This is a genomic window from Actinoallomurus acanthiterrae (assembly GCF_054775715.1).
Map to the genome: position 1 here is coordinate 6,137,164 of NZ_BAAHCO010000001.1, position 18,076 is coordinate 6,155,239.

Here is an 18,076-nt window from a genome sequence, read left to right on the forward strand (position 1 = left end):
TTTCTGCAGGGGATGGTCCGTACGGCGGGCGGTCAGGCGGCGATGCGCCCGTCGCGCATCTCCAGCCGCGGGCCCGGGAAACGGCGCCGCAGCGCCCGGTCGTGGGAGACGACGACCAGCGCGCCCCGGAAGTCGTCGAGCGCCTGTTCCAGCTCCTCGACGAGGACCAGGGACAGGTGGTTGGTCGGCTCGTCGAGCAGGAGCAGGTCGCTCTCCGAGGCCACCAGCCGGGCCAGGGCCAGGCGCCGCCGCTGGCCGACCGACAGCGCGCCGACAGGCGTGGCCAGGGCGTCGGGATGGAACAGCCCGTACGACAGCAGCCGCGCGCGATGCTCCTCCGGATCGCCGGTCCGGCCGTCGGCGAACACCGCCAGCACGGATCGCCGTGGATCGGGGAACTCGACCTCTTGGGGCAGGTAGCCGACGCGCCCGCGCCGGCGCACCGTCCCGGAGTCGGGGTCCTCGCCGGCGAGGACCCGCAGCAAGGTGGACTTGCCCGCGCCGTTCGGCCCGTGGACCAGCAGGTGATCGCCGGCCCCCACCGTGAGGGACACCGCGCGCAGCCGGTCGCCGACCGTCACCTCGTGGAGGTCGGCGAGCGTCCCGCCGTGGTCGCCCTCGCGGAACAGCCCGTCGAAGCGCAGCGGCTCGGGCGGCTTGGGCACCGGATCCTCCCGCAGCCTGCGCAGTCGCTCCTGCGCCTGGCGGACCCGCCCGGCGATCGAGCTCTGCACCCGGCCCGCGTCCCGGTCGTAGGCGAGTTTGTTGCCGTCCTTGCGCGCCCGGCCGGGCGCGACCCGGCGCGCGGTGGTCGCGGCGTGGGTCTCGACCCGCTCGATCTCCTCGCACCAGGCGACGTACGCCTGCTCCCAGCGCACGCGGGCCGCCGCCTTCTCGGCGAGGAACCCGGTGTAGCCGCCGCCGAAGCGGCTCACGGAGCCGTCCTCCACCTCGTAGATCACGGTCGCGACGCGGTCGAGGAAGAGCCGGTCGTGGGAGACCACGACGACGGTGCCGTGGTGGGCGCGGAGGCGGTCCTCCAGCCAGGTCATCGACGGTTCGTCGAGGTGGTTGGTGGGCTCGTCGAGCAGCAGGATCTCCGGGGAGGCCGCCAGCACGCAGGCCAGCGCCAGCCGGGCCTCCTCACCACCGGAGAGGGTGCCGAGCGCGCGATCCCGGTCCAGGTGCGTGAGTCCCAGGCCGTGGATCGCCTTGTCGACGCGGGCGTCGGCCTCGTAGCCGCCCCGCGCCTCGTACGCGGCCCGCAGCGCGGCGTACTCGTCGAACCGGTCCTCGGTGAGGTCGGCCTCGAGCTCGCGCATCCGGCGCTCCATCGCCCGCAGGTCGGCGAGGGCCGCGTCGATGGCCTGCTGGACGGTGCCGCCGATCGGCAGCTCCCGCGTCTGGCCGAGGTGGCCGACGCCGCCGTCGGCCATGACGGTCGCCTCGCCGTCGTCGGGCCGCTCGGCGCCGGCGATCAGCCGGAGGAGCGTGGACTTGCCGGAGCCGTTCTCCCCGACGAGGCCGGCGCGCTCGCCGGGCCGTACGGAGAAGGAGACGTCGGCGAGGACGCGGTGGTCACCGTAGGACTTGGCGACGTTCCGCAGGGTGAGCTGAGTTGACAAGAAGGGCCTCCGATACACGGCGTGGGTTCCAGAAGGACATCGCGGTGTTCGGGGCCAGGCCCATGGCTACGGCTCTCCTCCGTTACGGTTAATCGCAACATTTGTTGCGTTAAGAGGATGACAGACGGGCCTCCCCGAGCGCAACAGGATTTCCCGACGCCGGCCGGGCCGTCGACGCCGACCCGGGTCAGGCGGGATAGTCGCCGATGCCGGACCGCAGCAGCTCGAAGCCCTGGTCGACGGCGGCACGCAGCGCCGGGAGGATCGCCGCGTGGCTCTCGCCGGCCCGGAGCCGCTGGAGGTACTCCATCGAGATCGCGTGCGTCAGCGCGACCACCAGCGCGGCGACGACACGCGGCGCGGGGTCGTCGGGGTCGGCGTCGGTCTCCTCCGCCAGGACCCGAGCCAGGTACTCCTTGCGCAGCTCGCCCATCTCACGCATCCGCGCCTTCAGTGACGGGCTCTCCATGACCATATTGAAGAAGTCGTCGGCGCCGTTGACGATGCCGTAACGCCAGTCCCGCTCGTCCAGCGCCTCATAGAAGTCGCGGCGCAGCGCGTCGACGACCGACTCCCCCTCGCGCCGGGACGCCACGACGCGGCCGAGGCTCTGGACCGCGGCGTCCTGACGGTCGAAGAACAGGTCCTCCTTGGTCTTGAAGTAGTTGAAGACAGTGTTCACGGACACGTCGGCGGCGTGGGCGATGTCGGCGACCGTGGTCCGGTCGAAGCCGCGCATCATGAACAGCCCCATGGCGACGTCGGCGATGCGCTGTCGCGTCTCGCGCTTCTTGCGCTCCCGCAGTCCGAGCTCCTCCGCCATGAGGGCCATGGTATCCGCGCTGGTGTCGCATAAATTTTGGTGTGACACCAAATTTGTGGTTACTCTATCCGGCATGGACCATGTCATCGAGGCGCACGGCCTCGCCAAGTCCTTCTCCGGGACCGACGCCGTACGCGGCGTCGACCTCACCGTCCGCGCCGGGGAGATCGTGGGCTTCCTCGGGCCGAACGGCGCGGGCAAGACGACGACCCTGCGGATGCTCACGACGCTGCTGCGGCCCACCGCCGGCAGCGCGACCGTGGCCGGGCACGACCTGATCGCCGACCCGGTCGGCGTACGGCGCCGGATCGGCTACGTCGCCCAGGGCGGCAGCACCAATCCCGCGTGCACCGCCCTACAGGAGCTGGTGCTGCAGGCCCGGATTTACCGCGTGCCGGACGCGCTCTCCCGGTCCCGCGATCTGCTCGCGGAGTTCGACCTGGCCGACCGGGTGATCGGAGCGATGTCGGGAGGGCAGAAACGCCGGCTGGACATCGCGCTCGGCGTCGTCCACCGGCCGGCGGTGGTGTTCCTGGACGAGCCGACCACCGGCCTCGACCCGCAGAGCCGCAGCGCGCTGTGGGAGCACATCCGGCGGCTGCGCGACCGGCACGGCACGACGGTCTTCCTGACCACGCACTACCTCGACGAGGCCGACGCGCTGTGCGACCGGATCCTCATCATCGACCAGGGGCGCATCGTCGACGAGGGCTCACCGGACGACCTGAAGGCCCGGCTGGCCGGCGACGTCGTCACCACCGAGATCGCCGGGGATCCCGGCCGGGCCAAGAGGGCGCTCGCCGACCTGGCCTATGTCCGGGAGGTGCGCGTCACCGGGCGGACGCTGCGGCTGACCGTTGAGCCCGGCGACCGCATCCTGATCGAGCTGACGCGTGCCCTGGACGCGGCAGGCGTGGAGCCGCTGTCGATCCAGCACACGCGCCCGACCCTCGACGACGTCTTCCTGGCCCTCACCGAGCGAAAGGCGGCCGCCAATGCCGCGTGACATCTGGCTGATCTTCCGCCACCAGCTGCGGCTCACGCTGGGCGGGTGGCTCGGGCTGGTCTTCGGAGTGCTGCAGCCCGTCCTGAACCTCGCCCTGTTCGGACCGCTGCTGGGGACCTATCTCGGGCACGACAGCTGGCAGATCTTCGTGCCCGGCGTGCTGATCCAGCTCTCCCTGCTCAGCGCGGGCCTGGCCGGGTTCGGGATCGTCTTCGACGCGCGGTTCGGCGTCCTCGAACGGCTCCGCGTCACGCCGGCCTCGCGCCTGGCCCTGCTCCTCGGCCGGGTGCTCACCAACACGGTCGTCCTCCTCGGACAGGCCGTGATCGTGATCGCGGTCGGCGTCGCGTTCGGCTTCCGGGTGCCCGTCGCCGGGCTGCTGATCGGCCTGGCGCTGCTCGTGCCGCTGGCCGCCGGCCTGGCCGCGCTGTCGTACGCGTTCGCCCTGACGCTCCGGCGGCAGGAGCTGTTCGCTCCGTTGTCCAGCTCGGTCGTGGTTCCGCTACTGCTGCTCTCCGGCGCGCTGCTGCCGATGTCGGCGGCGCCGGGCTGGCTCGACGCGGTGTCGCGCGCGACGCCGTTCCGGTACGGCGTGGAGGGGCTGCGGGCGGCGTTCGCCGGGCACTACGCGTCGGTGACGCTGGCGGCCGGTCTCGGCGTCTCGGCGGCGTTCGCCGTGGCCGCGTTGGCGGTCGGCACCCGCACGTTCACGCGTCAACACTCCTGACGCCCGCGCCCTCCAGGGCGGGCACGTGCTCCACGACGGGCTCGTCGGGGGCGACCGACCGCTGGGCGACGAACGCGCCGACCAGCACGATCGCCCCTCCGGCGAGCTGCGTGGGGCTCAGCCGCTCGCCGAGCGTGATCCAGGCGAACAGGCCCGCCGCCACCGCCTCGAGGTAGGCGACGCCGCCCGCGACCGGGGCCGACAGGCGGTGGACGGCGGCGACCCCGGCGAGGTACGCGACGACCGTGCTGACCACGATGATCCACGCCACCAGGAACCAGCCGGGGGCGAGCCGGTCGCCGAACGGCACGCCGGTGGTGAGCACGTGCCACGGGATCCCCGACGGCGGCGCGACGACGGCCAGCACCACCGCGCCGACGGCGGAACCGGCGGCCGTCATGACGAGGGGATCGGCCTCGTCCCCGACCTGGTCGATGATCAGGAAGTAGGCGGCCTGGCAGGCCGCGGCGCCGAGCCCGGCGAGCAGCCCGAGCAGGTCCATGCTCAGGCCGGACCAGACCTGCACGACGCACGCGAGGCCGACCAGGGCGATCACGACGCCGACCGCGGCGGTCCGGGGCACCCGGGCCCGCCGGACGAACCGCAGCCACCCGACGACGAGGACGGGCCCGGTGAACTCCAGCAGGATCGCCACGCCGACCGGAAGCCGGGACGCCGCGACGAAGTACAGCGACTGACAGCCCGCCACGCCCATCAGCCCGTACAGCAGGAGGAGCGGCCACCGGCCCCGGACCGCGCGCCCGGCGGCACGGCCGCGCAGCAGGAGGGCGAGGGGCACCAGGATCAGCGTGGTGCCGGCGACTCGCGTCCACGACGCCTGCATCGGCGAGTAACCAGCGTTGATCAGTGCCTTGCCGAGCGGCCCTGACGTGCCGAAGGCGATCGACGAGACGATCGCGAAGCCCAGTCCGGACGCCTTGAGTCGCGCGGAGTCCACACCCCCACCCCCTCCCATTTCAGGAGTCAACCTACATTAGGCTCCTTACGCCCTGCAAAGGTGTCGTATGTGACGCACTACGATGCGCATCGTGACTTGGCAGGCCCCGGCCGCTCCCCCGAACGACCCGTTCGCGGCCATCGAGACAGACGTGCGCGGCATGACCTCCTCCCCCTGGTGGATGGGCGCGCCGCCGCCTGCGCGTGCCGAGGCGATCACGTCACGGATGCTCGCCGGGGCCGGTGAGTGGTGGTTGTTCGGAGCGTGGGGCCGCTGGTATCGCTGCGGACTGGACGGCAACTGGCACCTGTGCCCGCCCCCGTTCGACCCCGCCGTGCGCCAGGCGGTCATGCCCGCCCCGCCGGGTGCCGGCCGGCCGCCGGTGCCGCCCTCGCTGCTGACGACAGGCCCGGACCTCACCCCGGGGCCACTGGCCGGCGACGGCCTGTTCGGCGCGCCGCCGGCCCCCGCCGTGCTCGGCCGACTCCAGCAGACCGTGGCCGCGGCGGCCAGCGCGAATCCCGCCCAGTTCCCGATGCAGGATCCGCTCTTCGCGCCGGGCACCCCCAGTCCCGTGGCGGCGTCCTTCTTCGCGGTGCTGTGGTGCGCGGGCGCTCCCGCCTCCGACACCGACCATCCCCTCGTCGGGCTGTACGCCCGTCACCTGTCGCCGGCCGCGCACGGCCCGCGCTGGTTCCTGGAGCCTCCGCTCGCGTTGATCATCGGCGCCTACACCGAACGGCTGCGGGCCAACGACCCCATGGGCGCCTCGTACGTCGCGCGTGCCCTGTGGGAGACCGCCGAGGCCCTGCGCGGCGAGCCCGCCTTCCGGCCCCGCGCCGACGCCCTCGCGGCGATGGCCGGCACCGCCCTGCGGATGGTCCCCAGCGACCACGCCGGCGTGCGGTTCGGCGACCAGGCGATCGTGCAGGAGTGGCTGCGCCGCTGCCCGCCGGAGCTGCGGGTGACGCTGCTGCGCGACACGGCGCCGGGCGACCACTTCCGGCTCGCCTGCTACGACCTCGCCGCCGCGGCGGCCGCGCTGCCCGCCGCCGCGGCCGGACCGGCGGAGGCCCGGCGGGTCGCCTTCGCCCTGCTGGCCGCCGACCTCGACGCCGCCCCCGGTACGGCGGCCGCGGTGCTGCCCTGGCTCGACCCCGAAGGCGTCCGCACCCTGCAGACGATCGGACAGCCGGGAAACCCGCTCCGGGAGCTGTGGCCGGTCGACGGCACGCTGCCCGGCGCGGTCTCCGGCGCCGACCCGCAGATCCTGCGGAGTCTGCTGGCCGCGTCCTACGCGGCCGCGCTGTCATCGTGCCGGCTCGCGGGCGTGGCACCGCCCCGGCCCGGACTCGCCGTCCCGGCGGCGCTGATGAAGACGGTCGCCGCCGGGCCGGATCCAGGCCCCGGTGAGTCGCTCACGCCGTGGGAGATCATCGAGGCCGCCCGCGCCCACCTCGCCGAGCAGCGCAAGGCCGACTCTCCTCCCCCGGCGCAGCCGGCGACGACGGCCTGGCCCTCCTCCGAGCCCCTCCCCTCGGCCTCCGGCCCTTCGTCCGATCCCGGGGTGTCCGGACCTTCTTCCAATCCGCCCAGCTCGAACCCTGGGGCACCCGGCCCCGGGGTCGTGCCGGCCTCTCCTGCCGTGGGCCCGGTCCCCGAGCCCACCGCGGTCGCGCCCGATCCCACGGCTCCCTTCTCGGCCGCGCCGCCCACCTCGGTCACGCCGGATCCGGTGCCCCCCACCTCCATCTCTCCCGGTGATCAGGCGGCCGGGGGATCGACGCCGCCGCCGTGGCCCGACGCGGCGGCGTACCGGCCCGATCCCGGCCCGCAGCTCGTGGAGGCGTACGGCATCAGCTTCCTGCCCGGCCCCGACGACGTCGAGCGGCTGCTGACGGAGCTGCGGCGACGCGGCAGCTGGGCGCTCAGCCTCCGCGGACAGGAGGTCTCCAGCGCGTCCTGGCCGTCGGTGCTGCTGGTCGGCGAGCTGTCCTCCGGCCAGCGCCGCCTCACCCGCATGATCGCCCGGGCGCTGGCCGAGGTCGGTGCGGGCAGCGGCGAGGTTCACACGCTGCTCGCCGACGAGCTCGCCGAGATCGACCCCCGGCGGCTCCGCGAGCGCCTCGCCGAGTACAACGGCCAGACACTCCTCATCGAGGGTCTGGACACGGTCGTCCTCGACGACGACCGCGGCGCGGCGTACGCCTCCGCGCTCTACCGGGCGCGGGTCGAGGGCGTCAGCGAGACCACCCTCGCGGCCACCTGCGCACCCGGCCGGCTGCGCGAGCTGACCGACGCCACCCCCGAGCTGATCACCGATTTCCGCACCGTACGGCTGCCCGACCTGTCCGACCCCGGGCTCCGCGTGCACCTCGCGGCGCTGCTGGCCGCCGAACGCCGCCTGAAGCTCGCGCCTGAGGCCTGGCAGGTCGCCCGGCGAGACCTCGCCACGCTGCGCGGGCGCGGCCGGCTCACCAACGCCCGGCTCGTCGAGGCCTACCTCGACCGGGCCTGCAACCACCACCTCAGCCAGGCGGGTGAGGAGACCCACGTGTTCAAGGGCCAGAACACCCTGACCCTGTCCATCGAGGACTTCCAGGGCGTCGCCGCCGAACTCGAGCCCTGACGGGGTCACCGGATCCGGCGGCGGCCGGCGAGGACGATCAGGCCTCCGGCGGTCGCCAGGGCCGCGAGCACGGCGCCGAAGATCGTCGCGCCGGCGGTCAGCCCGATGGCGTCGCTGAGGTAGCCGGCCGCCACGGGGAGGGCGCCCGCGGGAACGTAGCCGCCCACGTTGAGCGCCGCGTTCGCCTCGGCCAGCCGCTGGGGCGGGACGCTCGAGTTGAGCAGTGACAGGCCGCCGAGCTGACCCGCGCCCTGGCCCATCCCGGCGAGCACGGCCGCGGCGACGAGCGGCGGGACCGATGAGGTGTGCACCGCCGTGATGAGAGCGGCCATCGCGGCGGTCGTGCTGACCGCTCCGAGGAGCAGGATCGTGGGCCTGCGCAGGCGCCGCACCGCGAACTGCACCCCGGTGGCGGCCAGGAACATCCCGAAGGCCATGGCCCCGGCGAGCGCCCGGTCGGTGGTGTGCAGCAGCCCGCCGAGCAGTGACGGGCCGAGGGACAGCACGAAGGACGTCGCCGTGATGCCGGGGCCGAACACGGCGATGCCGAGCATCAGCCGGACACCGTCGCCGCGCGGCACGCCGGGCACGCGTATCCAGGCGCGAGCGCCCGGCACCGGAACCGTCGGGCGGCGGAGCGGCATCCGCAGCACCGTCAGGAGCGCCGTCGCCAGCAGCGCCGCCTCGACGATGAAGACGGTGACGGTCGGCGCCGGCAGGGTCTCGGACAGCACACCCGCCAGGAAGGGCCCGAGGCCCGCGCCGAACACCATCGCGGTCGAGGCGAGCAGCGCCGCGAGCCGCTTGCGGTGCGGCCCGGCCACGTCGGTCACCGCGGCCATCCCGGCGGAGACGACCGCGCCGACCGCGATGCCGGTGAACAGCCGGGCCACGACCAGCGCGGCCACCGTCGAGGCGGTCGCAAAGATCAGGCACGCCGCCATCGCCAGGGCGAGCGCGGGCAGCAGGACGGACCTGCGGCCGACGCGGTCGGACAGCACGCCCGAGACCAGCAGCGATCCGAGCAGGCCGACGATGTAGAAGGCGAAGATCACCGTCAGCGTGCCCTTGGAGAAGCCGATGTCGCGCTGCCACAGGACGTACAGCGGCGTCGCCGCGTTCGACAGGACGAACACCGCCGTCACCGGCCATGCCGCCGGCCACACCCACCAGGTGGGAGGGCTCCCGGGCGCTCCCTGGGTGGGCGCCGCGTCGACGCGTGCCGGATGGGTCCTTGCCATGGAGATTCCTCTCGCCGAGCATCAGTACGAGTTAAGTCGTACTTGTACGAGCAGAGTCGAACATAGCAGGCTGTACGATTCAACTCGTACAAGAGCGAAGGGGGAACCACCGATGCCCGTGACCGCACAGACGAGGGCGAACGTGACGGTGATGCCGGAGCCGCCCGGCACGCCGCTCCCGCTGCCCGAACCGGCCGTCGAGGACCTGCGCCTGGAGACGGTGCTGGGCGCGCTGAGCGACCCGCTGCGGTTGCGTATCGTCCGCAAGCTCCTGCTCGACCGCGAGGAGTTCGACCACACCTGCGGCTGGTTCGGCCTGGACCGGCCGAAGTCCTCCCTCACCCACCACTTCCGGGCGCTGCGCGAGGCCGGCGTCATCAGGCAACGCCAGTACGGCCTCGAACGCCGCAGCCACGTCCGCGTCGAGGACCTGGACGCCCGCTTCCCCGGCCTGGTGGACCTTGTGATCGCCTGGTCCCCGGAGTCCGGCTGAACGCCTCGGGAGAAGTGAGCACCGTCATAGTGACCGAACGGTAACTTCCGGCTTACGCTCGGCGCGTGGACATCGTCTTCGAACGACGGGGCGACGGCCCGCCCCTGCTGCTCATGCACGGCATCGGCCACCGCTGGCAGGCCTGGGAGCCGGTGATCGACCTGCTCGCCAAGGAACGCGACGTCATCGCGGTGGACCTGCCCGGCTTCGGCGCGTCGCCGCCGCTCCCGCCCGGCACCCCGTACGGCCTCGACAGCGTGGTCACCGTGCTGCGAGAGTTCATCGACCGGCTCGGCCTCGACCGCCCACACGTCGCCGGGAACTCCCTCGGCGGGCTGTTCGCGTTGGAGGCCGCCGACCGCGGGCTCGCGCGCTCCGTGACCGCGCTCTCCCCCGCCGGGTTCTTCACGCCGCTCGAGCTCCGGTACGCGGCGCTCGTGCTGCGCGCGTGCCGCCTCGGCGCCGGGATTCCCGCCGCGACGGTGCGCCGGCTGGCGCGCTCGCCGCGGCTGCGCACCCTGATGTTCGGGATGATCTACGGTCGGCCGGACCTCATCGCGATCGACACGCTGCTGGCCGACGCCGCCGCGCTGCGCGGCGCGCCCGGGTTCGAGCCGACCCTGCGCGCCGGCCGCCGGTCGACGTTCCGCGGCAAGGTCCAGGACGTCCCGGTGACGATCGCCTGGGGAACCCGGGACCGGCTCCTGCGGTCCGGCCAGGCCGTCCGCGCCCAGCAGACGCTGCCGCACGCCCGGTTCGTCTGGCTTCAAGGGTGCGGGCACGTCCCGATGGCCGACGACCCGCGACTGGTGGCCCGGGTACTCCTTGAGGGCAGCTCGGGCCGCCCGGCGCAGGCCTCGTTGGAGAGTAGCTCCGGCTGACCGGCTCGAATTCTGCGGACAGGCGGCTCGGGCCGATCGGCCCGGGGTTCGTTGCAGGGCGGCCCCGGCCGCCCAGATCCCGCTGGAGGGCGGCCCCGGCCGACCCAGGGGGCAGGCCCGGCCGACCGGCTCAGGTCCCGTTGACGGGCAGCTCCGGCCGACCGGTTCGGGTTTCGTAGAAGCCCTCGACCGGGACGTCGCGCAGCGGGATCCAGTCCGGATCGGCCGCCGCCTGGAAGGGCGCGCGGCAGCGCAACGCGACGGCGAGCGCGGGCGTCTCGTCGATGCGCTGGACCAGTGCGTACAGGACGGCCAGGACGTGCGCGCACGGGCCGTCACCCGCCCCGCATCCGCAGTCGGCGACCCGATCACCGGTGGGAGCCGCGATGTCGGCGCCCCGATTCGTCAGGGCCGCCTCGAGTCCGACGGGCAGGTCCCCGGGCACCGGTGCCGCGTCGGCCACGAGACCGGCGACCTCGGCGCTCAGTTCGTCGTTCCAGCAGGGGAACTCGATCGCGACGCGGTGGACGACGCCACGGGCGCTCACCTCCGCGTCGAGCCGTCCGGCCTCGGCCGTGCGGAGGGTGACGGCGGCGTTCCGCGCGAGGCTGCGGGCCCTCGGCAGCAGCGGGTTCGGCCGGGCGACCGTCGTCGGCTCGACCGTCCGCAGCCAGGCCCTCCCCCACGGGGTGGCGCCGAACTCGGCGGGCATCAGAGCACCCCCTCCTCTCCGAGCGCCAGCACGGCCCGGAGGCGCTCGTCGGGCAGTTCGGCGAGGGTCGCTGCGGCGTCCCCGGACACGGCGCCGGCGAGCGCGCGTTTCGTGTCGTGCAGGCGGGCGATGTGCTCCTCGACGGTGCCTCCGGTGACGAGCGTGTGCACGGTGAGCGGCCCGCGCCGGCCGATGCGGTGGGCCCGGTCGGTGGCCTGGTCCTCGACCGCCGGGTTCCACCATCGGTCGTAGTGGACGACGTGTCCGGCCCGGGTGAGGTTCAGCCCGAAGCCGGCGGCCCGCAGGCTCAACAGCAGGACGGGCGGCGCGGCGTCGTCGGACTGGAAGGCGTGGACGAGTGCGTCGCGCCGCCGTACGTCGAGGCCTCCGTGCAGGAACGGAACCGGCGTCCCGAGAACGTCGGTGAGGTGACGGACCAGGAGTTCGCCCATCACGCGGTACTGGGTGAAGACCAGAGCACGGTCGTCGTCCTCGACGATCTCCGACAGCATCTCGGTGACCCGGTCGAGTTTGCCGGACCGGCCGGCCAGTTCTCCGTCGTCGCCGAGGAACTGCGCCGGATGGTTGCAGATCTGCTTGAGCGAGGTGAGCAGGGCCAGCACACGACCCCGGCGTGCCACCCCTGTTCCCAGGCCGTCCGCGAACGCCCGGTCCACGGCGTCCCGGTACAGGCGCGCCTGCTCCCCGGTCAGCGAGCAGGCGACCGTGACGAACTGTTTCGGCGGCAGGTCGGCGGCGACGTCGGACTTCGTGCGGCGCAGGACGTACGGTGCCACCAGGGCGCCGAGCCTCTTGGCGGCCGGCGCCGAGCGGCGCTGTTCGATCGGCACGCCGAACCGCTGCCGGAACCGCGCCCGGCCGCCCAGCAGTCCGGGATTGGTCACGTTGAGGATCGACCACAGCTCGTCGAGGCGGTTCTCGACCGGCGTGCCGGTCATCGCCACGCGGAGCCCGGCCGGGATCCGGGCGGCGGTCCTCGTCGCGAGGGCCTCCGGATTCTTGATCTGCTGCGCCTCATCGAACACCGCGACGTCCCAGGAGATCTGCGTCAGCGTCGCGGCGTCGGCGCGCAGGACGCTGTAGCTGGTGATGACCGCGGTGCCCGGCGGGACCGGATCCGGCAGTCCGCGCCCCGGACCGTGATGCCCGATGACCGGGATCGCAGGCGCGAAACGGGCCAGCTCACGCGCCCAGTTGCCGACGACCGAGGTCGGGCAGACGATCAGGTGCGGGCCGGTCGCCCGGGGTCCCTGCCGGGTCGCCAGCAGGCAGATGGCCTGCAGGGTCTTGCCGAGCCCCATCTCGTCCGCCAGGATCCCTCCCCCGCCGGTCTCGGGGAGCGCCCGGAGCCAGGCGACGCCGGTGATCTGGTACGGCCGCAGGTCCGCCCGTACCGCCGCCGCACCCAGCTCGCGGTGGGTGCGGACCATCTGCCGGAACCTCCGCAGCAGGGCCGGTGCCGAGCTGATCGCCGTGCCGTCCGCGTCCAGCACGCAGTGCGCCGCCGTGGGCATGCGGGCGGCCAGCGCTCCGAACTCGTCCTCGTCCCGGTCGTCGCCGGCCAGCAGCGCCGCGTCCCGCCACGCCCATACGGAGGCGCCGAGAGCGGTCTCGGCCCGGTGCCGCCGATCGAGTGCGCGCAGGGCCGGAAGCGCGCCGTCGAGGTCGGCGAGGCGTACGGGCACCTCCCGCGGGGCGATCGCCGTCGCCGCACCGTCCGTGACGGGGACGGCGAACCGGCAGACCGCCGGCCGCCCGGGCGGGAGTCCGGTCTCCGCGAGCAGGTCCGTCGATTCTCGCACGCCCCACCAGGCCATGGCGCTCTCTTCAGGGATGAAGGTCGCCTGGAGGACGCCGAGACGACCCGCCTCTCGCGTGGACGCGTGGCGGGAGCGCCGCGCCGCCTCGCGAGCCGCTCCGCCCACCAGATCAGTCATCGGACGGCGCACCTCCGCTCGGAGCCACGCCGCTCGGCCGGCGCGGCAGCAGGAAGGTGGCGGCGAACGCGACGGCCAGCAGACCAGTCGCCAGCCAGAGTGAGGCCGCCAGCGCGTCGCCGAAGCGATCGGCGAGAACGGCGCGTGGGCTCACGCCGTTCAGGCCGCGGACACGGGCGAAGAAGAACGTGCCGATGATCGCCACGCCCACGGCCGCCGCCAGCTGGGTCACGGTGTTGAACAGCGCGGACCCCGACCCCGCGTCGCCGACGGGCACGTCGCCCAGCGTCAGCTGGGCCAGCGGCGCGACGATCAGTCCCATGCCGGCGCCGCCGATCACGACGCCCCAGATGAGGTCGGTCCACCCCGTATGGGAGGTGGCCCCGCCGGCCACGACGGCGATCGCCGCGAATCCCCCTGCCAGCACGACGAGCCCGATCTGCACTGTGGCACGCCCGATCCTGGGCAGGAGCACCGCCGCGGAGACGCCAGCCAGGACCGCCACCGCGACCGACCAGGGCAGGATGGTCAGCCCGGCCGTCATGGGCCCGGCTCCGAGCCCGACCTGGAGGAACTGCATGACGACCAGGAAGAAGCCCATGGTCGGAATGAAGAAGAGCAACTGCACGAGCAGGCCACCCCACACCGAACGGAACCGGAACAGGGAGACCTGGGTCAGCGGATCTCCGCCGCGCGCCCCGACACGGCGCTGGTGCGCCCAGAACCCCGCCAGCGTGACCGCACCCGCCGCGATCGACGGATACGTCCACACCGGCAGATCTCCCTGGTCAGAGGCTCCGATGAGCGGGTAGAGCACCAGCAGCAGTCCGACGGTCGAGACGATGACGCCGGTGACGTCGACGCGCACCGCGTGACGCGCACGGCTCTCGGGCAGCGACCTGAGGCACGCGATGACCGTGACCACGCCCACCGGAACGTTCACCCAGAACACCAGGCGCCATCCCAGCCCGCCGAGGTTCCAGGTGAGGAGCGCGGGCCCGAGTATCGGCCCCACCGTCGCGGCCAGTCCGGAGAGCGCGGAGAACGCCGCCATCGCGCCACCCCGTTCATGCGGCGCGTACATCACCTGGATCTGCGAGAGGACCTGCGGAATCATCATCGCCGCGGCAAGGCCTTGGAGCACCCGCGCCGCCACGAGGAGGTCCGGGCCGGGCGCCATGCCGCACAGGGCCGACGCCGCCGCGAATCCGCTCACGCCGATGAGGAAGACCTTCTTGTGCCCGAGGATGTCGCCGAGCCGGGCCCCGGTGATCATGCCCAGCGCCAGGGCCAGGCTGTAGCCGCTGAGCATCCACTGCAACTGCGCCGGGCTCGCGCCGAGATCCTTCTCGATCGAGGGCAGCACCACGTTGAGGATCGTGACGTCGATGAGATCCATGAACGCCGCGAGCAGAAGCGCGATCAGGGCCAGAGTCCGTCCCTGCGTGGCCCGGGACGGGGCGGGGGCGGTCGTGGTCGGCATGGGCCGGCTCCTCGTGGGATGAGAGCATGGGCGTGCGTCGCACACTTGTTGCGCCGCACAATGATTGCGTCGCGCAACATAGTCTAAGAATCGAGTCGCCTCCAAATGACCAAGCGGGAACCGGGCCTTGGCGCCCGGACGGACGCCGCCGGCGCGGCCGAACGGATCGTCCACGCCCTGCCGGACTGGGTGGACGCGATCGTCCAGCTCAACGACCTGATCGCCGAGCGGATGGGCGTCGTGGCCAGCGACCTCCACTGCCTGCACGCCCTCAACCGGGGCGGGCCGACCACCGCCGCCGTCCTCGCCGAGCGGGTCGGCCTGACGCCGGGGTCGGTCTCGCGCATGATCGACCGGCTGGACGCCGCCGGCTGCGTACGCCGGAGTCCCGACCCCCGAGACCGGCGCAAGGTGCTCATCGAGCCGACGCCGGAAGGCCTGAAGCGGATCGCCGACTACTACGCCGGACTGACCGACCGCACCCACGAAATGCTCGCGACCTTCGACGACGCTCAACTGCAGTCCCTGCTGACCTTCGTCGAGGCGGGGCGCGAGAGCGCGCGAGCCGAGGTCGCCAGGTTGCGGGCGGACACCCGCCGGCCTCAGGGCGGTCCGGGGTCTTCCGTTCCGGACGCCCGCGAGTGACGATGAAGGCGTGACCCGTCCTCGCGCGGCCACCGGCTCGTGATGAAGGGCGGGCGCGGCCCGGCACCGCTGTGGGCGCGAGCGCTCACCGAACGGCTGGCGGTCGACGCGCGGACCGGCCAGCGGATTTCGCCGTAATGGCCCGCAGCGGCCTGCCGGTCCACATGGCGTGACGCCACGCACGGCGTGACGGCCCGGTGTGACGGTCCACGCGGCCCGCCGGTCCGTACGGCGTGACGGCCTGCACGGCCCGCGCGGCGCGGCGGTCGCCCTGGAGGTTTGCGCACGCCCCCGACCAGGCATGACGCCGGGATGTGGCGCTTGGACCTCTGGGACGTCTTCGCCGTCCTCATCGCGGTGGCCGGACCCCCGAAGGTCGTCCTGAGCTTCGCCCGGCTCGCCGAGGGCCGCGATCGCCGCGCACTGCGTCACCTGGCCGTACGGACCACCGTCACCGCGATGCTGTGCGGCGTCGTGGTGGCCATGACCGCCGACCCGTTGCTGCACCTGTTCCACATCGGGCATGCGGACGTCGAGATCGCCGGCGGTGCGATCTTCTTCGTGTACGCCCTGCGGCTCGTCCTCGACGGCCACACCGAAACGCCGGCCGGGTCGCCGGCCGACGGCTTCATGGCCCTGCTGCTCCCCTACGTCGTCAGCCCGCTCGCGATGACGTCGATCATCGTGCTGGCGGTCACCCATAAGGGATGGGTCTGGTCGGCGCTCGTCGCCTCGGCCTATGTGGCCGTCGCCGCGAGCAACCTGCTGACGATGCTGGCCCTCACGTACGTGCTGCACCGAGTGCCGCGTACCTGGATCGAGGTCGCCGGCCGTCTTCTCGGGCTGCTGCTGGCGGCCGTCGGGGTGGAGTTGCTGATCGTCGGCCTGGAGGGAATGGGCGTCATCGCGCGATCGAATCGTCCCTGAGTCGCCGCCGAATCGGCGGCGGCCGTCGGGATCGCCCGCCTAAGAAACGGCGATATTCCGCTGATCTCAGGACCGCTGCATTCGCCGGACAGAATGGCAGTATGCTTTCGTCTTCATCGTCTGCCACGGCCGTCCGGGACCGTACCGCAATCGACACCCCGGCACCCGTCCATGCAGCTGAGACCCGAGCTGCAGGTTGCATGCAAGCCCACCCGCACGCTGTCATGAAATTTTCATTTGTTACTTTTGTATTGAACGTTGTCACCCATCTAGTTCGCCCGCTCGGATCACGGGATAATAAACTCCCACGAGCGAAAGGGTCGCGCGATGTTCGGTCGGTCGATCTATGTTCCGGACAACCCGGCGCTGACCGGCGGGTCGCCCCAGGCGGTGCACGAGCAACTCTGGGCGCAGGGGAAGCGGCGGCGGCTCCAGGTGCGCGGCGGGCTCGCCGCCCTCGGCCTGGTGGTCGGCACGGTCCTCGTCGACGTCTGGTTCGGGCTGGTGGCCGCCGCGGTGATCGCCCTGGCGGACGCCCTCTACTACCTGCGTCAGCGGATGGCGTCCAGCGTCTGGCGTAAGGGGCAACGCGGCGAGCGCCGCACCTCCACCGTCCTGCGCCTCGCCCTCGACTGGCGCGGATACCGCGTCCTGCAGGGCAGGAAGATCCCAGGGCGCGGGCAGATCGACCATCTGGTGATCGGCCCCACCGGTGTGCTGCTGATCGACAACCGGGCCGTCTCCCCGGACACCGACATCGCCGCCTACCAGGACACCCTGTTCGTCGACAAGCGATCCGGCACCAAGATGGCCGCCGCGCTGCGCGAACGCGCCGACGCCACCGCCACGATGCTGGCCGACCGGCTCGGCGGCGAGGTCGTCGTCGAAGCCGTCGCCGTCATCCACGGCGGTCATCTCGCCAAGCGCCTCGTCGAGGCCGAGGGCGTCACGCTCATCCGCCTGCACCGTCTGCCCGGCTGGATCCGGCGCCAGCGCATCCGCTTCTCCCCCGAGCAGGTGGCGACCATCGCCGAAGCGGCGCATCGACTGCCGATCAGCAGCCAGGCGATCGTCGTCCGCTGACCGCCGCCCGGCGAGGTGTGCCACGCGCTTCCCAGCGGCGCCGGGCCGGTCGTGTTCAGGGCAAGATCGAGTCGACGTAGCCGCCGTCGGCGCGGACGGCTCCGCCGGTCGTGGCCGAGGCGTACTCCGAGCCGAGGTAGACGACGATGGCGCCGATCTCGGCCGGCTCGATCAGCCGCTGGATGAGGGAGTCGGGTCGGTGCTCGCGCATGAACCTGCGCTGGGCCTCCTCCCAAGGCAGGTCCTCGCCGACGAGTTCACCGACGAACGTCTCGACACCCGGCGTGTGCGTGGGACCGACGATGACCGAGTTGACCGTGACGCCGCTGCCGGCGGCGGCCTTGGCGAAACCCCGGGAGACCGCCAGCAGCGCGGTCTTGGTCATGCCGTAGTGCACCATCTCCACCGGGATGACCACCGCCGAGTCGCTCGCGATGTTCATCACCCGCCCCCAGCCGCGGTCCATCATGCCGGGAAGGTACGTGCGCGTCAGGCGGACCGCCGACAGGACGTTGACGTCGAAGTAGCGCCGCCACTCGTCGTCGTCGACCTCCAGCACCGGTTTGGCGCCGAAGATGCCGAGGTTGTTGACGAGGATGTCCACCTCGGGCACCCGCTCGTGCAGCTCGGCCGCGCCCTCGGCGGTCGACAGGTCGGCGGCCACCGCGGTCACCTGCGCGTCCGGTAGCTGATCGGTGATGGTGGCGGCCGCCTGCTCGGTCCTGTCCTTCCCACGCCCGTTCACGACGACGGCGGCACCGGCGCGGGCGAGCTCGGTGGCGATGGCCAGGCCGATGCCCTGGTTGGATCCGGAGACCAGGGCACGGCGGCCCGACAGATCGATGTTCATCGCTTCATCCTTTCCCGGCCGCCCGCCCCCAACCC

General features: G+C 72.8%; 16 protein-coding genes. 8 read left to right on the forward strand and 8 right to left on the reverse strand.

Annotated features, from left to right (window positions below):
- Window positions 1-32 precede the first annotated feature (32 nt).
- Together abc-f and ACYVF7_RS29165 are read right to left on the reverse strand one after the other, a co-directional pair.
- Window positions 33-1,643: a ribosomal protection-like ABC-F family protein gene (gene abc-f / locus ACYVF7_RS29160; RefSeq protein WP_460347045.1), complete on the reverse strand. Its 1,611-nt coding sequence runs from the start codon at window positions 1,641-1,643 to the stop codon at window positions 33-35.
- 169 nt (window positions 1,644-1,812) lie between these two features.
- Entirely contained in the window at window positions 1,813-2,448 is a 636-nt protein-coding gene (locus tag ACYVF7_RS29165; RefSeq protein ID WP_460347047.1) for a TetR/AcrR family transcriptional regulator, read from the reverse strand.
- Between the two features lie 73 nt (window positions 2,449-2,521).
- Here ACYVF7_RS29165 and ACYVF7_RS29170 point away from each other — a divergent pair, with 73 nt between their 5' ends.
- Both ACYVF7_RS29170 and ACYVF7_RS29175 read left to right on the forward strand, forming a co-directional pair.
- Window positions 2,522-3,454 (forward strand): ATP-binding cassette domain-containing protein, encoded by a 933-nt coding sequence (locus ACYVF7_RS29170; RefSeq protein ID WP_460347049.1) that lies wholly within the window; start codon window positions 2,522-2,524, stop codon window positions 3,452-3,454.
- Window positions 3,444-4,181 carry an ABC transporter permease gene (locus tag ACYVF7_RS29175; RefSeq protein ID WP_460347051.1) on the forward strand — a complete coding sequence of 246 codons (738 nt, stop codon included), beginning with the start codon at window positions 3,444-3,446 and terminating at the stop codon, window positions 4,179-4,181. Before ACYVF7_RS29170 ends, ACYVF7_RS29175 begins: the two co-directional genes overlap by 11 nt.
- Here ACYVF7_RS29175 and ACYVF7_RS29180 read toward each other — a convergent pair.
- Window positions 4,162-5,139 (reverse strand): EamA family transporter, encoded by a 978-nt coding sequence (locus tag ACYVF7_RS29180; protein WP_460347053.1) that lies wholly within the window; start codon window positions 5,137-5,139, stop codon window positions 4,162-4,164. The genes ACYVF7_RS29175 and ACYVF7_RS29180 overlap by 20 nt on opposite strands.
- 91 nt (window positions 5,140-5,230) lie before the next feature.
- Between ACYVF7_RS29180 and ACYVF7_RS29185 the strand changes: the two genes are divergently transcribed.
- The gene (locus ACYVF7_RS29185) at window positions 5,231-7,768 is read left to right on the forward strand and encodes a hypothetical protein (protein ID WP_460347055.1); all 2,538 of its coding nucleotides are present in this window, start codon (window positions 5,231-5,233) and stop codon (window positions 7,766-7,768) included.
- 5 nt (window positions 7,769-7,773) lie between these two features.
- Here the strand turns inward: ACYVF7_RS29185 and ACYVF7_RS29190 are convergent, their stop codons facing one another.
- Window positions 7,774-9,009 carry an MFS transporter gene (locus ACYVF7_RS29190; protein ID WP_460347057.1) on the reverse strand — a complete coding sequence of 412 codons (1,236 nt, stop codon included), beginning with the start codon at window positions 9,007-9,009 and terminating at the stop codon, window positions 7,774-7,776.
- 112 nt (window positions 9,010-9,121) lie between these two features.
- Here ACYVF7_RS29190 and ACYVF7_RS29195 point away from each other — a divergent pair, with 112 nt between their 5' ends.
- Entirely contained in the window at window positions 9,122-9,502 is a 381-nt protein-coding gene (locus tag ACYVF7_RS29195) for an ArsR/SmtB family transcription factor (protein ID WP_460347059.1), read from the forward strand.
- Between the two features lie 65 nt (window positions 9,503-9,567).
- On the forward strand, window positions 9,568-10,383 hold the full coding sequence (locus ACYVF7_RS29200) for an alpha/beta fold hydrolase (RefSeq protein ID WP_460347061.1): 816 nt from the start codon (window positions 9,568-9,570) through the stop codon (window positions 10,381-10,383).
- A 130-nt stretch (window positions 10,384-10,513) separates the two neighbouring features.
- Here ACYVF7_RS29200 and ACYVF7_RS29205 read toward each other — a convergent pair whose 3' ends face one another.
- Genes ACYVF7_RS29205 through ACYVF7_RS29215 form a run of 3 tightly spaced genes read right to left on the reverse strand, consistent with a single transcriptional unit; the run spans window position 10,514 to window position 14,536 of the window.
- The gene (locus ACYVF7_RS29205) at window positions 10,514-11,095 is read right to left on the reverse strand and encodes an SWIM zinc finger family protein (RefSeq protein WP_460347063.1); all 582 of its coding nucleotides are present in this window, start codon (window positions 11,093-11,095) and stop codon (window positions 10,514-10,516) included.
- A complete protein-coding gene (locus ACYVF7_RS29210; RefSeq protein WP_460347065.1) occupies window positions 11,095-13,053 on the reverse strand; it encodes a DEAD/DEAH box helicase in 1,959 nt (652 codons plus the stop codon). The genes ACYVF7_RS29205 and ACYVF7_RS29210 overlap by 1 nt, the downstream gene beginning before the upstream one ends.
- On the reverse strand, window positions 13,046-14,536 hold the full coding sequence (locus tag ACYVF7_RS29215) for an MFS transporter (protein WP_460347067.1): 1,491 nt from the start codon (window positions 14,534-14,536) through the stop codon (window positions 13,046-13,048). Before ACYVF7_RS29215 ends, ACYVF7_RS29210 begins: the two co-directional genes overlap by 8 nt.
- A 105-nt stretch (window positions 14,537-14,641) precedes the next feature.
- On the opposite strand from ACYVF7_RS29215, the gene ACYVF7_RS29220 reads away from it, so the two are divergent.
- The 3 genes from ACYVF7_RS29220 (at window position 14,642) to ACYVF7_RS29230 (ending at window position 17,191) form a co-directional block, all read left to right on the forward strand.
- Complete coding sequence (locus ACYVF7_RS29220; protein WP_460347069.1) at window positions 14,642-15,181, forward strand: MarR family winged helix-turn-helix transcriptional regulator; 540 nt, start codon at window positions 14,642-14,644, stop codon at window positions 15,179-15,181.
- Window positions 15,182-15,493: 312 nt separating this feature from the next.
- On the forward strand, window positions 15,494-16,108 hold the full coding sequence (locus tag ACYVF7_RS29225) for a MarC family protein (RefSeq protein WP_460347071.1): 615 nt from the start codon (window positions 15,494-15,496) through the stop codon (window positions 16,106-16,108).
- 327 nt (window positions 16,109-16,435) lie between these two features.
- Window positions 16,436-17,191, forward strand: coding sequence for a nuclease-related domain-containing protein (locus ACYVF7_RS29230; RefSeq protein WP_460347073.1), 756 nt, complete (start codon window positions 16,436-16,438; stop codon window positions 17,189-17,191).
- A gap of 55 nt (window positions 17,192-17,246) precedes the next feature.
- Here ACYVF7_RS29230 and ACYVF7_RS29235 read toward each other — a convergent pair whose 3' ends face one another.
- On the reverse strand, window positions 17,247-18,041 hold the full coding sequence (locus ACYVF7_RS29235) for an SDR family NAD(P)-dependent oxidoreductase (RefSeq protein WP_460347075.1): 795 nt from the start codon (window positions 18,039-18,041) through the stop codon (window positions 17,247-17,249).
- Between the last annotated feature and the right edge of the window lie 35 nt (window positions 18,042-18,076).